The sequence below is a fragment of the Motilimonas eburnea genome (genome assembly GCF_021295345.1).
GTDB lineage: Bacteria > Pseudomonadota > Gammaproteobacteria > Enterobacterales > CBDFNC01 > Motilimonas > Motilimonas eburnea.
This window is the reverse complement of sequence record NZ_JAIMJB010000001.1, coordinates 15,696-29,428: the sequence shown is the minus strand read 5'-3', so window position 1 is coordinate 29,428 and position 13,733 is coordinate 15,696. Positions and strand designations below refer to the sequence as shown.

11 protein-coding genes are annotated in these 13,733 nt (G+C 47.2%); 6 read left to right on the top strand and 5 right to left on the bottom strand.

Annotated features, from left to right (window positions below; translation table 11 throughout):
- Positions 1 to 3: 3 nt before the first annotated feature.
- Entirely contained in the window at positions 4 to 1,782 is a 1,779-nt protein-coding gene (locus K6Y21_RS00130) for a response regulator (protein WP_233069573.1), read from the bottom strand.
- Between the two features lie 130 nt (positions 1,783 to 1,912).
- On the opposite strand from K6Y21_RS00130, the gene K6Y21_RS00125 reads away from it, so the two are divergent.
- From K6Y21_RS00125 to K6Y21_RS00110, 4 genes are all read left to right on the top strand, one after another.
- Positions 1,913 to 2,815, top strand: a complete 903-nt coding sequence (locus K6Y21_RS00125) for a LysR family transcriptional regulator (RefSeq protein ID WP_233069572.1) — start codon at positions 1,913 to 1,915, stop codon at positions 2,813 to 2,815.
- Between the two features lie 4 nt (positions 2,816 to 2,819).
- Positions 2,820 to 3,836, top strand: a complete 1,017-nt coding sequence (locus K6Y21_RS00120; RefSeq protein ID WP_233069571.1) for a DUF3080 family protein — start codon at positions 2,820 to 2,822, stop codon at positions 3,834 to 3,836.
- A gap of 130 nt (positions 3,837 to 3,966) precedes the next feature.
- The gene (locus K6Y21_RS00115) at positions 3,967 to 5,073 is read left to right on the top strand and encodes a DUF3541 domain-containing protein (protein WP_233069570.1); all 1,107 of its coding nucleotides are present in this window, start codon (positions 3,967 to 3,969) and stop codon (positions 5,071 to 5,073) included.
- A gap of 104 nt (positions 5,074 to 5,177) precedes the next feature.
- The gene (locus tag K6Y21_RS00110; protein WP_233069569.1) at positions 5,178 to 6,029 is read left to right on the top strand and encodes a hypothetical protein; all 852 of its coding nucleotides are present in this window, start codon (positions 5,178 to 5,180) and stop codon (positions 6,027 to 6,029) included.
- On the opposite strand, the gene speB is transcribed toward K6Y21_RS00110, so the two are convergent.
- From speB to K6Y21_RS00095, 3 genes are all read right to left on the bottom strand, one after another.
- Positions 6,026 to 6,952, bottom strand: a complete 927-nt coding sequence (speB, locus tag K6Y21_RS00105) for an agmatinase (RefSeq protein ID WP_233069568.1) — start codon at positions 6,950 to 6,952, stop codon at positions 6,026 to 6,028. The genes K6Y21_RS00110 and speB overlap by 4 nt on opposite strands.
- Positions 6,953 to 7,024: 72 nt before the next feature.
- A complete protein-coding gene (speA, locus tag K6Y21_RS00100; RefSeq protein WP_233069567.1) occupies positions 7,025 to 8,938 on the bottom strand; it encodes a biosynthetic arginine decarboxylase in 1,914 nt (637 codons plus the stop codon).
- Positions 8,939 to 9,174: 236 nt separating this feature from the next.
- The gene (locus K6Y21_RS00095) at positions 9,175 to 9,783 is read right to left on the bottom strand and encodes an arylesterase (RefSeq protein ID WP_233069566.1); all 609 of its coding nucleotides are present in this window, start codon (positions 9,781 to 9,783) and stop codon (positions 9,175 to 9,177) included.
- Between K6Y21_RS00095 and K6Y21_RS00090 the strand changes: the two genes are divergently transcribed.
- On the top strand, positions 9,782 to 10,453 hold the full coding sequence (locus K6Y21_RS00090; RefSeq protein WP_233069565.1) for an ABC transporter ATP-binding protein: 672 nt from the start codon (positions 9,782 to 9,784) through the stop codon (positions 10,451 to 10,453). The genes K6Y21_RS00095 and K6Y21_RS00090 overlap by 2 nt on opposite strands.
- Positions 10,450 to 12,909: an ABC transporter permease gene (locus K6Y21_RS00085; protein ID WP_233069564.1), complete on the top strand. Its 2,460-nt coding sequence runs from the start codon at positions 10,450 to 10,452 to the stop codon at positions 12,907 to 12,909. The genes K6Y21_RS00090 and K6Y21_RS00085 overlap by 4 nt, the downstream gene beginning before the upstream one ends.
- Before the next feature lie 89 nt (positions 12,910 to 12,998).
- Here K6Y21_RS00085 and K6Y21_RS00080 read toward each other — a convergent pair whose 3' ends face one another.
- A complete protein-coding gene (locus K6Y21_RS00080) occupies positions 12,999 to 13,544 on the bottom strand; it encodes a YbhB/YbcL family Raf kinase inhibitor-like protein (protein WP_233069563.1) in 546 nt (181 codons plus the stop codon).
- Positions 13,545 to 13,733 lie beyond the last annotated feature (189 nt).

The window sequence follows — 13,733 nt, the reverse complement described above, 5'->3', positions numbered from 1 at the left end:
AATTTAGCCACTCGCTAATTTAGCCCCTAACATATTCAACGCCGTGGTTAAGCTGGTCGAGTTGATGGGCTTATACAGATGTCCATTCGCCCCCAGTTGGTAGATCCGCGTTAACGTGCTGGCCGCCGTGTTGGCGGTCACCACCAAAATCGGTGTTTGGCAATGTAATTGATTGCGAATGGCTTCGATGGCGGCAAAACCATCCATCACTGGCATATTAATATCCATTAAAACGACATCGTATTCACGCTCAGCCAATTGTTGTGTCGCTAACAGGCCATTTTCCACCGCATCACAGTCAATACCAAGATGACTTAATAACTGCTGTAACACTAGGGTGTTCACCCTTTCATCTTCGACAATCAGCGCACACTTAGGCGTCCATTGGGCTAAATCATGGGTGACCGTGATTAGCGGTATAACCAGACTGACACCCGCCCCTTGAGGTTGGTTATCACTAAATTCAACCTGCGCATTTTGCTTGGACAAGATGTATTGCAAGCGAGCTAAGCTGGTTTGCAGCCCCTGAAAATAGTGGTCTTCTTCGCTTCCTTGATCATTTAAATAAGGGTACACCCCGTTGAAGCCGATCCCGCTATCTTTGACTTCCAAATAAAGCTGGTTTGCCTCAACTTTAGCCGCCACAGAAATGAAGCCTTGGTGAGTATATTTTAGGGCATTGGAGAGCAAAATATTGACCACTTGGGTTAACCGAGCATGGTCTAACTGGGCATCACAATTTAAGCTAGCATCAAAATCTACCTTCAGCTCCAGCCCCTTTTCTTGACAGGCATAATCAAAGGCAGGCAGCACCGCCATCAGGTTTTGTTGTAAATTGGCCACACTGGGAAATAATTGCCACTGGCCCGTCGCAAGCTGGTGATAATCACTTAGCTCATCTAATACCAGCAATAAGCGGCTTACACTGTGCTGGGCTTGCAACTTAATGCCATGCCGACCCGTGTTGACCGTGAGGTTTTCAATTGCACTGAGTAAGCCCTGTAAAGGGGTGCGCAGCTCGTGACTGACGCGAGCGATAAAACGGTCTTTACTTTGATTGACTTGCTCTGTTCGTTGCTGCTCTGTCGTCAGCCGGCTTAAGGTCGTTGCAATCATTTGCTCCATCGGGATAAAAACCCGCTTAAGCTGCAGGGCTAATAAGGCCAACATGGTCAGCCAAGTGAGCAATTCTAAAACCGATAGCAAGGTCACTTTTTGACTGGCTTTGTCTTCAAATAACGCAACCGCACCGTCTAACTTGGATAGTAAAAGGTGGGCTATTTGTTCATGGTGCTCGATATCGACCATCGAAGATTGGCCCAGCCCATCAAGTAAAGACAGGGCATGTTGATAATAATGCCGGGTTAATTTGTCGAGATCTGTTGGCGCCCCGAAGTAATATTGTTGCAATTCTTTATCTAGGTACAAATACTGACCGCCATTGTCGACACTAAGTAGGTGCCGATGGCCGGCAATAAATTGCTCAATGGCAGTTGCAAGCTTGATTCGATAGCGTGCAGCAGCATCAGGAGAAGAGGTTGATAAGGCAATATATAGGGTAATTTGTTGCGACAACATACGCTGCTTACCCGCAATATTGATGACTTCAGAATCGGCCCGCTGCAACGAGATAAAATATTGAATCATTAACATAGACATAGACAGTAACACCGCAATGGTTAGCAGTGCCCATCGATTTCGTGATTTAATTTTACCTTGAAGTTCAGACATTAAGAGAAGTTTTGATGACTTTTCATTGAGTCTAGCCCAAGTTTTCAACATTTCCGAACCTTGAGTCTGCCAAAGGCGTACCTAAGGCGTACCTAAGGCATACCTAAGGTGCACCTAGAGCAGACAAGACGCTCATCATCATGCTATAAACAGATTTCACTTCAGCATGTTAGGTAGGGTTATGGCACAAACCGATCACTTTGATTTAAACCTATTGCGCGTGTTTACTCACGTGTATCAAACCTGCTCCTATAGCCACAGCGCCGAGCAATTAGATTTAACGCCTTCAGCGGTCAGCCATGCCATCAAACGATTGAACACCCGTTTGGGCGTCGAGCTTTTTACCCGTAAGAGCAAAGGCGTTGAACCGACCATCAGCGCCCATGATTTGTTCCGCCAAGTGCAACCGCAATTGTTAGCGTTGGAACAAACCGTCAAAGGTTACGAAGCATTTGATCCAAAAACCAGCCATCGCGAATTAATTGTTTACGCCAATGAAGGCTACATGCTTAACATTAATGACAAGCTGACCCAGCTGCTCAGTCCTTACCAATGCCAAGTGATCGTCAAGGCTTTTTCAAAATACGAAGAAGAAACCTATGATGATCTGGCCATTGGCCAAGTTGACCTGATTTTGGATTTCATCAAACCTGGCAGTGCCAGCATCAATTCACAGAAACTGTTAGAAGATAAGATGTGCTGTATTTGCCGCCTTGACCACCCCAGAATTCAAGATCACCTCAGCTATGAGCAGTTTTTCAACGAGCGCCATGTCACCTTAAATTTAAGACGATTCAATAAGTCTGTGGTCGATGAATTGGCGTTTGAACCTCTGCCAAAAAGAGCACTCTACAGCGAACAAGCCTCCATTTTGGCCTTGGTTGCCATGGTTGCAAAAAGCGATGCCCTAGGTTGTTGTAGCGAGAGCATCGCAATGGAATTGCAACAGTATTTACCCATCAGAATCTTACCCGTTCCGTTTAAAGTGGCCCCCATGAGCATGTATATGAATTGGTCAAAAAAAATGGATAAGAATCCAGCTAACGTTTGGTTACGTACATTACTAACCACTTGTTTTAGTTGAAACCATGATAAGTACATCAAAATGGGCATGCCTACTCTTGATCATGATGGGCTCAACGGTCTTGTTATCAGGATGCCGCCAAGCAGAACAACAGGCCTTATACCAATACAGTGATTTTCTGGCTGATGCCTTTAATGTGCCTAAAGCCGATAGAGAAATCACTGATTTCCCCAGCAAGCGTCACTTAACGCTGGCGTCACCTGATCGCCAGTTAACCTTGTTAGAAAGCCTGATACTTAAACAATGCGATCTTTTGTATGCGGCCAGTGACAAAAATCAAATCCTCAACAAGCACCAAGGAGGTGGTGATCGTTTTTTGTTCCAAGTTAACTTAATTAAACAGCTTACCCATTGCCTAAATACTGTCGACACATTAAGCCCTAAAGAGCGTGCCTTCCTCAGTGAGCTAAAGATTGAAAAACAGCAAAAACGCCCCCTCTATTTCTGGCAACTGTTATTCAGTGATAACATGGGGTATGGTTTTTTCTTTGGCCATAGCCAGCTTTTTCCCTTACAAGGTCATCAATTTAGCCAAGCGAGTTTGGCGACCCTAAAATATTTAAACCAAGTTAAGCTTAGCCAGCCACCATCGAGCGAGGCACACTCAGCAGCCCAACTCAATCTTCACTTAGAGGTCATGAGCCGAAGCCGTTATCTACCGAGCCTATTAATGACCTCTGAGCACGCTATCAAAGCACTGGATTTTGCCACTGATTTGTTGGTTTCTCAGGGCAAGGAAATCCCCTGCCATAGCCGTCGCCATCCCATGTCATTTAACAAGTTAAAAGCCATTTTTAGTCACCGCTACGTGGCGTTGATGCAGCCCTATATCGCCACCTTAAATAGTGAGCTGCACCAAGTGATGCCGTTACTTGCCCCCTTATTTGAGCCCATCCCTGAGGCAATTGAAGCGCCCACGCGCCAAGCCATACCGCAAATACTCAACACGCAACATCGCCTCACCCAAGCCAGCCGGCGCCACCAGCAGCAATGGCAGCAACTCTTTACCCGCTGCCAATAAGGCATCACCGCTCCTTAAGGGGAGTGACATTGACAAGCCATGGTTTATCTAAGGGTAAAAAAATATCAGCGCGCACAGCGCGATAACTTGATAGCATCTAGCTAGACACTACTCACAAAAGTCATGGACGATGAAGCTCTTTCCCCAACGTATTTCCGGTATTTGCCTGCTCCTGTTTATTTGGTTTAGTCTGTTTTCGACTTGTCAGGCCCAAGTCGCACCAGAACAAGCACTAAAACAGCAATATATTGAGCAAGCACAGCGAATAAAAACCACTTATGAAGCCGCATTATTTACCCTAAAGCCCTACACTTTCGCCCATTATGGCCTGCGAATGCATCGCCAAACCCATGATCCTAAATACCTGTTATCTCTTTGGGTTGATCTCGCACGTGTTGCCAATCGCCTTAATCATTTTGCCAGCGATGTCCACACACCCACTCAAATCCAAGCTTATGCGCTATCGCGTTTGCAGAGCCTGAAAGGTAAGCAAACCGAGCGCGAAAAACGCCGTTACCAAGCAACGCTGAATCAAGCCGAATATATGTATCTGGGATTAGATTTACTAAGCGCCATGGCAAGAGCGGATGAGTTTGGCCTTAAGCACAAAGAGGATGCCAAATTGAGAGAGATCATTCGCCGTTATGATTTTGCCAAGTACGCCATGGATCCAGAGATGATCCGCGCTTGGGCTGCGCAAATGGCAAATCATGTTTATTGGTTGCGCCAATTAGGGGAGCAAGATTTAACGCAAGCCTTTAGCCAGGCTTTTCGTCTTGCCTATCCAGACGAACAAGATCACCTGTTAAGTGAGCAGCAATTTAACAATAAGATCTATGGCATGAGCCATATTATTTTTGCCGACTCCCAATATTACCTTAAGCCTGTCGTCGAAAGTCAGCATCAATGGATATTTGATTACTACCGTAACAACATAGACAGCATATTGGCTCGCTGTAAAGAAGACGTCATCGCCGAGGTAGGACTCAACTTTTTGTTGGCTCAGTTAGATCATGATCCCGTTGTGCAAAAAACCCAACAAGCCATCAGCCAAGCCATTCACCCACTGCATAATATGATCCCGTCAGTCAGTGGCGATATTAATTTAGAGCGTGGCGAGCACCGCAATGTTTTAGCCATCATGTTACTGGATTGGCAAGGGTTAGCGGCCACGAGCACCACTCAGGCAAGTCCCGCCATGGTCGTAAGCCCACCGTATGGCTTAATGGCAAAATAGTTCCGATGGCAACCATAAGACATCACTTTAGGGCTGCTCGAGCAAGCTGTCCGTGGCTAACTTGGTCTATAATTTGACAAAACATGAGCAGTATAGGGATCTAAATGGCCAAGGCGCTTAGTCGAAGACTCAATCGAGCCCTCAATCGAGGTATGCTATTTGCTATCACCAGTTTAGTATTAGCCGCTATTCTATTGGAGCTCGGCTATTATCAGCAAAATCAGGTTTATCAATGCCAATACACCATTCAACAAGCGCAAATTTCGTTATTAACCTTACGACGCCATGAGAAAGATTACATCGCGAGACGCCAAGCCGAGTATAAAAACCAATTGTTCGACAGAAGCGGGCAGCTCTATCAAGAAGTGAACCTTGCCAGACATTGCACAACCGATTCAGCGGCGCAAATTGAGCAAATAACCCAATTACTCAACCAATATCAAGAGCACTTTTCCGCCACCATTCGTGAACTAGATTATCGCCCTCAACAAGAGCTCAGCGAACTCAACTTACTGATGGTGAAGCAAAAAGAGCTAGAAAACCAAGCAAGGGAATTTAATATTGCTTTTTACGCCCAACTACTGGGTTTGCGCGAGCGCTTACTTAATTATGTAACAGAAGATAATCATCAACTATTAGCTGACATTCAAAACACCCTGTCTCGCCTGCAAAAGTGGCAAGGGGTTCCCCCTGAGTTGCGACAATCCGTAACCGATTTTTCACTTCAAATACAAAGTATTGACGACCTAATGAAGGAGGTAAGATTTGCTCACGAACAGGGTGAAATGAAGGCGATGCGAAACAGCGCACATCAGATTGAAGAACAACTGGCGTCATTGCAAGCGCAACTCGACCATAAGCTAAACCAATGGCAATCGAGTCGTTGGCTTAGCTATGGCTTAGTTTTCATTGGCCTCATCTTATTGAGCCGGCGTCATAAGGCCAACAGGCCTTAACATGACTGATGGGTTACAGCCCACAAGTGAAGCAGCTCTAGGGCAATGGTCGCCCCGGCTAACGCGGTGATCTCACTGTTATCATAAGCAGGTGCAACTTCAACTACATCCATCCCGACTAGGGGTAAACCTTGTAAACCGCGTATGATTTTCAGTATTTTATCTGTGGTTAGTCCACCGCAAACGGGCGTGCCGGTCCCCGGCGCAAAGGCGGGATCTAAACAGTCAATATCAAAGGTTAAATAGACCGGCAAATCGGCAACCGTGGCTTTGATTTGCGAAACAATGTCGGCAACGCTCATGTCATTGGCTTGCATCGCATTAATCACATTAAAACCATGGCCCTTTTCCGTGTAATCGGTACGAATACCGATTTGTACCGAATGGTGCTTATCAATAAGCCCTTCATTGGGAGCATGATAAAACATGGTGCCGTGATCATAACGACTGCCATTGCTGTAAGTATCCGTATGGGCATCAAAGTGGATCAAAGCCATTTTGCCATGTTTTTTAGCATGGGCACGCAACAAGGGTAAAGTGACAAAATGGTCGCCCCCTAAACCCAATAAGGCTTTGCCGCTGCTTAATATTTGCGATGCAGCCAATTCCAAACGCTGACAAAAATCGGCGCTGTCACCACAACTAAAGACTAAATCACCGGCATCGACCAGCTTCACATGCTCAAACAATCGAAAAGGCCAAGGGAAACGGCGATCTTCCCAAGCTAGGTTAACCGAAGCTCGACGAATGGCGTCGGGCCCCATGCGCGCCCCTGAACGGCCCGATGTAGCCATATCAAACGGCAAGCCAAGCACAACGACATCCGCATCGGTGGAGAGAGGGTTTCGCACCAAGGGCTGGCGTAAAAACGTCATCCCATTGGAGTAAAGTGAGTTATCTATTTGTGAAAACACATCATTCATGGCCATCGAGCCTTTATTTATAAATGAGATACCGCAAGGGCGTATTAGCCCTAGCGGCAAATTATGTTGAGTTTATACCTCTTCCAGATAGGTATAGCCTTTTAAACCTAAGTCCAGCTCTTGGTAGATTTGTTGCTGCTCGCTGGCTGGGATTTTCGCGCTAATTAAGTCACGGAACGCGGCTCTAAACTCCTGCGCATCGAGATGCACATATTGCAGCATGTCTTCTACCGTATCGCCTTCATCAATCGACACCACCTCTGCTTTGCCTTGCTCGTCCATCACCACAACCGCACTGTGGGTATCGCCAAATAAGTTATGCATGTCACCTAAGATTTCTTGATAAGCCCCCACCAAGAAAAAGCCCATTAAATATTCTTTGTCACTCGACCAAGGCGGGACAGGCAAGGTGGTTTCAATGCCTTGACCATCAACGTATTGGTCCACGGTGCCATCGGAATCACAGGTGATATCCAATAACACAGCACGGCTGCTGGGCACCTTATCTAAACCGGACAAAGGCAACACAGGAAACACCTGGTCTATCCCCCACGCATCGGGCAAAGATTGAAATAGCGAAAAGTTGACAAAGAACTTATCCGCTAACTTTTCCGTTAACTCATCCATAATGGGGCGGTGAAAACGGTTTTTGGTGTCCAGCATTTGATTGAGCTCATAGCACAGACGTAAGTTAAGCTGCTCCGCCCAGGCGCGTTGGGTCAGGTTTAACACGCCCATGGCAAATTGACTGTGCACTTCGGCCAAATCGCTTTGACAGTCGTGATAGATCTCAATTAAGGCGCGATCATCATTGCGGCCGCTTAACTGTAACCAAGAGCGCCACATATTTTGCAGCAGTAAAGGTTGCTCGGCGTCCGGTGGTGTTATGTCCTCGGGCGTGTAGCTTTCTGCGCCAATCACATTTGAAATAAGCACGGCATGATGGGCCGTCAGGGCGCGACCTGACTCGGAAATAATCATCGGCATTGGCTGGTTATAAAGCTTACAAATATCGCCAATACAATAAACGATATTATTGGCATATTCGGCCAAGCTGTAGTTCATGGAATTTGACGATTGACTGCGCGTGCCATCATAGTCCACCGCTAAGCCACCGCCGACGTCCATGCACAATAGGTTCGCACCCAGCTCTCGTAATTCACAATAAAAGCGTGCGGCCTCACTGACACCGGTGCGCACATCGCGAATATTGGCCATTTGCGAGCCAAGATGAAAATGCACCAATTGCAACGCATCCACTTGGTTGTTTTGTTTCAAGACATCAAGTACTTGCAATACTTGCGAAGCCGATAAACCAAACTTGGATTTTTCGCCGCCACTGGCTTGCCATTTGCCTTTACCTTGCGATGCTAAACGCACGCGCAAGCCTAGGCGCGGTGATACGTTAAGCTTTTTTGCTTCTCTGAGCACCATGGCCAATTCAGACATTTTTTCTAAGACAATATGCACCTTGTGGCCCAGCTTTTCACCGATCAAAGCAAGGCGGATATATTCTTCGTCTTTGTAACCATTACAGACAATGACCGAGCTGACTTTTTGTGCCAGCGCTAGCACGGCGAGCAATTCACCTTTACTGCCCGCTTCAAGGCCAAGCTGTTTTACCTCTTTGTCTTGCTGGCTAGCAAGCAATTGGTCTACCACTTCTTTCTGCTGATTCACCTTAATAGGATAAACCAGCAAATATTTCTCATCATATTGGTAGTCAGCGATGGCTTGGTTAAACGCGGCGCATAAATTATGGACCCGCTGATGTAGTATCTGCGGAAAGCGCACCAATACGGGTAAACTTAACCCTTTCGCTTGCACCTGCTGACTGATTTCAGTTAAGGCGATGGTGTGGTTAGGCTCGTCCGCTTTAGGCGCAACATATACTTCACCCTCATCATTAATACCGTAAAAACCCTGGCTCCAGTGGCGCACATTGTAGCTAGCGCGAACGGCTTCTAGATCTGTTGCTTGTGTCATGGATCAATCCAAAAAAATTAATTTAAAAACAGGCTGTTACCTCACAGCCCAATAGCCGCACGTTTGAGCTTGAGCGCAGTGCGCTAGCCCCGCAACAGTCCGGTTGCGCGAATAGAAAAACATTTAACCTGTACAGTCCAACAAAATAAATTAACGGTAAAGAAAAGAAATACTGCAATAAACTTAACCTGTTAATAATTAACAAGTTAAGTTTGAAAGATTAAATATTGATGGGGTTACAGATGTGAAATTAACTGCTCACTAACGAAATTAGCGATGTGGGGTTGCGCCGCTGCTGTCGGGTGCAAGCCATCGGGCATCATATAGTCCGGTTGTAGAATGATAGGCTCAAGAAAAAAAGGCAATAATGGCACACTTTGCGCCTCACTCACCTCGGTGAAGACTTGAGCAAAGGCTTGACTGTAACGCTTGCCGTAATTGGGCGGCGCTTGCACTTGCATGATCATGGCTTGGCCACCTGCTTGTTTCACTAAAGTGATCATCTTGGTAAGGTTGTTACGTAAGATATGTGGCGCAAAGCCGCGTAAGCCATCATTGGCACCCAGCGTAATAAACACGTAATCGGGTTGATGCAATTTAAGCAGCTCAGGTAACCGAGCTAAACCATTGCCTGAGGTATCGCCGGAAATACTGGCATTAACGACTTGATAGGGCTTACCTTGCTTAGCTAAGCGTTCAGGTAATAAGGCGGGCCAGCTTTGCTCAGCTGCCATTTGATAGCCCGCACTCAGGCTATCACCCACAATCAGTAAGGTTTGACTGTACACTAGGCTACTCATTAGGCTTAAGCCAGTCATTAAAAGAAACAAAAAAGGTTTATACATGTCTGATCCCATTATTAAAGCTGAACATGTGGTTAAACAAGTTACCACAAGCACGGATAGCTTGACCATATTGCAAGACGTTTCGCTACAAGTTAAAGCGGGTGAAAGCTTAGCCCTTGTTGGCCCATCGGGCGCGGGAAAATCCACCTTAATGACCTTACTTGCCGGATTAGACGTGGCCAGCTCTGGCGAGATTTATTTACTTGGTCAGGCCTTGTCTCAACTCGATGAAGAAGCGCGTGCCGCCCTGCGTTGCGAGCATATTAGTTTTGTGTTTCAAAGTTTTTTGCTGATCCCAACCCTAACCGCACGGGAAAATGTGATGCTACCGTTTTTAATCAAGGGCGCAAAGCAAGATGAAGTATTGGCCAATCAGCTACTGCAACAAGTGGGGTTGGCTGAGCGCGCCGATCATTTACCCTCACAGCTTTCCGGTGGTGAGCAGCAGCGCGTGGCCCTTGCGCGAGCCTTTATTAGCCAGCCCAAAATATTGTTTGCTGATGAGCCGACGGGCAATTTAGACCAGCAAACCGCCAGCCGCATTGTTGAGCTTTTATTCCAGCTTAACCGAGAGCACGGCACCACCTTAGTACTGGTAACCCATGATCCCTCCCTCGCCGAGCGCTGCGATAGAACCTTACACATAGCAGCAGGTAAGGTGGCCGAATGAAAGGGAATCTGTTAACAAAATGGCGTTGGCGTGAATGCTGGCAAGGCCAACTTTGGCCCATTACCTTAGCCTTAACCTTGATTGTGGCTTGTGTGTTTGCCTTGGCCGCGCTGGTCACCCGGGTTGACAAAGTCATGGTCGACCAAGGTCGCTCAGCCCTTGGCGGCGATTTGGTCTTGGTATCCAATCAGCAAGCCATCAGCCCCGAGCTATTAAGTCAGGCCAGTGAATTAGGCTTACAATACAGCTTGCAAACCCGTATTCGCACCATGGCATTTAGTGATAATGGCATGCAGTTGGTAAGCGTTAAAGCCATGCAAAGCGATTTCCCATTAAGGGGCGAGCTGGTATTAGACCCCACCCCCATCAACAGTCACGCCAGTCATAATACTGCGGCATTTTATGGCCATGTTGAGCCCAATCAACTTTGGCTTGCCGAGCGTTTGTTTAATTTGCTGGACGTCAAGGTCGGTGACACGGTGGCCATCGGCGATGCCGAGTTAACCGTTTCAGGCTTAATTGCTCAAGATCCCGAATTGTCATTTAACCCATTTAATCAAATGCCCACAGTCATCATCCACCTTGATGACTTAGCCAAAACCGGGGCGTCACTCGAAGGCGCCAGATTAAGTTATCGCGCCTATTTTAAAGGCGAGGACAGCGCCCTAAAACAGTTGCAGCAAGCCCCTATCACGCCAAGTCAACGCTGGATCAGTGAACAAAGCCAAGGGCGCACCGCAGAGTTTCTTAATAAAGCACAGCAATACTTGTCACTGACCCTGCTCTTAGTGCTGCTCATGGCCAGCGCCACCTTAGTGCTAACCAGCCAGCATTACAGCAATACCCAGCGCGACACCGTGGCCATGTTAAAAAGCTTGGGGGCGAGCCGCAGCTGGTTAAAGCGTTGGTTAGCAGGCCAACTGCTCATGTTGTTTGGCCTCGCCAGCACCTTAGGCTTAGTTGCCGGGCTCGCATTAGAACAATTACTGAGGCTGCCTCTTAAAGATCTACTGCCCGATCCGTTACCGAGTATCGGCTTGATCCCATGGCTAATTAGTATAGGCGTAGCACTCTTGGTCGGTTTGCCCAGCATGGGCATCAGCTTGCTGCGATTACTAGACACGCCCGCTACCGCCATTATTCAAGGTGAAACCAAGCAAACCAAAGCCTATTGGCCCTTTGCCCTACTCGTGTTACCCCTATTAAGCTTGGTGCTTTGGTTTGGCAGCAATACCTTGATGTGGTTAACCTTACTTGGCCTTGTGCTACTGCTGATTTTGTTGGGTGGAATAGGCTTATTCGTCACCAAACTGCTGCAACAGAAGCAATGGGGGCCGGGCATCACCTTAGCCTTAAGCCGCCTTAATCGCAGTAAAGCAGCCAGCATCGCTCAGCTTGGGGCGTTGACTTGTTCGTTAATGCTATTAAGCGTAATTTGGCTACTGCGCAGTGATTTGCTTGATAACTGGCAGCAAACCTTACCGCCTGATGCCGCCAATGTATTCGCCATAAATATCGCGCCTGAGCAAGTAGCCCCCTATACAGATCAACTTGAGCAGTGGCAACTGCCTCACTCACTGGCTTATCCCGTGATCCGAGGCCGTTTGATCCAGCGTAACGACGAGGTGTTACAGTCTTCACAAGCCACACAAGATGAAGCGCAGCAGAGTGAAAAAGACCCCGCCCTGCGCCGCGAGTTAAATTTCACCTGGCTTGCTAATCTACCTAGCCATAATGAATTGGTAGCTGGAGAGTGGACCTCTCAAGGCGGCGTGTCGGTGGAACAAGAAATCGCCAAAAGGCTCTCCATTGAACTGGGTGACACCTTACACTTTAGTGTGAATAGCCAAACTTTTAGCGCTAAGGTAAACAGCATTCGCGCAGTTGAATGGCGCAACATGAAACCCAATTTTTACTTTATCTTTAGCCCAGATGTGCTGGCCAATTTGCCCGCTACTTGGCTCATCAGTTACCGGGTTGAACAAGCACAATCGGATTTGTTAAACCAACTGGCACGAGACTACCCAACGGTCAGCGTGTTGGATCTGCGTACCATGGCCAACCAAATTCAGTCTTTACTAGGCCAAGTCGCTTGGTCATTAACCGTACTGGCCAGCTTAGCCGTGATCAGTGGTTTACTCCTAGTGTTAACTTTACTGCGTTTAAGTGTGTCGCAGCGCCAACGGGAAATTAAGCTCTATCGCACTCTAGGGGCCAGCAAAAAGCGCATTAGCGCCACTCTTTGGGCTGAATACGGCATCATGGCAGTTATCGCGGGTTTTTGTGCGGCCATAGGTGCACAAGCTGTCATTGCCAGTATGGTGAAATGGGGCTTTGAGATGCAACCGCAAATGCACTGGTGGCTTTTTGCCGCATTGCCTGTGATCGCGATTGGCCTAATTTACATCATTACCCAAAGCATGTTTAAACAGCTGTTGGCACCGCTCAGGGCCTAAAAAGCCGTTCACCGTCCCAATGGGAAAACACGCCCTTGATGCCAGACGCAATGTCTGGCATCAAATTGTATTAACACTAGAACAAGTGTCTAATCGCGATTGTAAGTTGCGGTAAGGGTAGCGGACGCCAAGCTATTAACATGGATCTGATAACCCACAGAAGCGGGATTAATATCAGCACCAAAAGGGAGCTTATCCACTTTCATGGCATGAATCGAGAATTGATAGCGATGCATACCATCTGTGGTAGGTGGACAAGGACCACCGTATCCTTGGGCATTAAAGTCCGTGTTAGATTGTACTACCCCTTGGGGCAACAGCTTGCTGCCCTGATTGCCAGCCCCTTGCGGTAACTCCGTCACATCAGCAGGAATATTAAACGCGACCCAATGCCAAAAGCCGCTAATGGTAGGCGCATCGGGATCATACACCGTCAGCACAAAACTCTTGGTCCCTTCGGGCACATCACTCCACTTTAAATGCGGAGAAATGTTCTTACCACCACAGCCCCATTGGTCAAAAGCATGCTTAATGTCCATTAAGCCACCTTCAACAATATCATCACTGGATAACTCAAGGGCTTGAGCGGAGCCCATGACACTGCTAAGAATTAGTGCTAAGCCTATCTTTTTCATCTGCTTTTCCTTGTTGTTTGAAAACAACTACAGGTTAAGATAAGCGTCCCTATGATGTTGCCGTCAACTGGCCAATATTTATTGTTAAATGGCCAATTAAGATTTAGGGCCTGTTGACCTTTCGTGGTTGATTTTTGTTCGAGTGGGAGACACCCTGTCTAAAAGCGTTTTGGGCGAGGCGAGCGGTGT

Coding starts and splice junctions, on each gene's coding strand:
- K6Y21_RS00130 (WP_233069573.1), bottom strand. CDS start 1,782: ATGTTGAAAACTTGGGCTAGACTCAATGAAAAGTCATCAAAACTTCTC.
- K6Y21_RS00125 (WP_233069572.1), top strand. CDS start 1,913: ATGGCACAAACCGATCACTTTGATTTAAACCTATTGCGCGTGTTTACT.
- K6Y21_RS00120 (WP_233069571.1), top strand. CDS start 2,820: ATGATAAGTACATCAAAATGGGCATGCCTACTCTTGATCATGATGGGC.
- K6Y21_RS00115 (WP_233069570.1), top strand. CDS start 3,967: ATGAAGCTCTTTCCCCAACGTATTTCCGGTATTTGCCTGCTCCTGTTT.
- K6Y21_RS00110 (WP_233069569.1), top strand. CDS start 5,178: ATGGCCAAGGCGCTTAGTCGAAGACTCAATCGAGCCCTCAATCGAGGT.
- speB (WP_233069568.1), bottom strand. CDS start 6,952: ATGAATGATGTGTTTTCACAAATAGATAACTCACTTTACTCCAATGGG.
- speA (WP_233069567.1), bottom strand. CDS start 8,938: ATGACACAAGCAACAGATCTAGAAGCCGTTCGCGCTAGCTACAATGTG.
- K6Y21_RS00090 (WP_233069565.1), top strand. CDS start 9,782: ATGTCTGATCCCATTATTAAAGCTGAACATGTGGTTAAACAAGTTACC.
- K6Y21_RS00095 (WP_233069566.1), bottom strand. CDS start 9,783: ATGTATAAACCTTTTTTGTTTCTTTTAATGACTGGCTTAAGCCTAATG.
- K6Y21_RS00085 (WP_233069564.1), top strand. CDS start 10,450: ATGAAAGGGAATCTGTTAACAAAATGGCGTTGGCGTGAATGCTGGCAA.
- K6Y21_RS00080 (WP_233069563.1), bottom strand. CDS start 13,544: ATGAAAAAGATAGGCTTAGCACTAATTCTTAGCAGTGTCATGGGCTCC.